The sequence below is a fragment of the Dolichospermum sp. UHCC 0259 genome, assembly GCF_009711935.1.
Taxonomy (GTDB): domain Bacteria; phylum Cyanobacteriota; class Cyanobacteriia; order Cyanobacteriales; family Nostocaceae; genus Dolichospermum.
In genome coordinates, this window is sequence record NZ_VIKX01000292.1 from 709 (window position 1) to 1,540 (window position 832).

The following is an 832-nucleotide window of genomic DNA, read 5'->3' on the forward strand; positions in this document are numbered from 1 at the left end:
ATTTAGCCCAAGTTATGGTTCAAGTCACAGTTGATATCTTCCCACTCATATCCGTACCCTCCAAGAGACTATCCGCCAAATCTCGCTTATGGTGATGCAACTCCACAATCTTATCCTCAATAGTATCCTTAGCCACCAAGCGATAAATTGTCACCGGGCGTTGTTGTCCAATGCGGTGAGCGCGGTCAGATGCTTGATCTTCCACAGCAGGATTCCACCAAGGGTCTGTATGGATAACGTAATCAGCAGCAGTCAAATTGAGTCCTGTACCCCCTGCTTTCAAACTAATGAGAAAAACATCCCCATCCCCAGCTTGAAAGGCATCCACGCTTCTTTTCCGTTCCGCCATTGGGGTACTACCATCCAAGTATTGATATTTAATACTTTGCTTCTCCAGATAATCGCGGATGATATGCAAATGATCAACAAACTGACTAAACACCAAAGCCTTATGGTGACTTTCCAGAAGTTCACCCAGCACTTCGCCAAAAAGCTGTAACTTAGAACTGGATAACTCAGTATCAGGCATCACCAAACTAGGATTACAGCAAGCGCGACGCAGTTTCATAATTTCCGCTAACACTTGCAAATGTTTCTGTCCTGCATCTGCATTACTTTCACTCAGTTTAGATATAGCTTGACGACGCAAAGCTTCATAAAATGCTTTTTCCTCCCGACTCAATTCCACATGAAGCAGAATTTCAGTCCGGGAAGGCAATTCTGACAACACCTGATTTTTTGTCCGTCGTAATAAAAATGGTTGAATTAGTTTTTTCAGTTTATTACGTGCTTGTTTATCTTGATCCCACATTCAGCAGGTAAAACCAGAAAA

1 pseudogene is annotated in these 832 nt (G+C 42.8%); it reads right to left on the reverse strand.

The window, feature by feature from the left end:
- Window positions 1–19: 19 nt before the first annotated feature.
- Window positions 20–802 (reverse strand): annotated as a pseudogene (locus FJR05_RS23920) (DEAD/DEAH box helicase); the annotation flags it as partial.
- Window positions 803–832 lie beyond the last annotated feature (30 nt).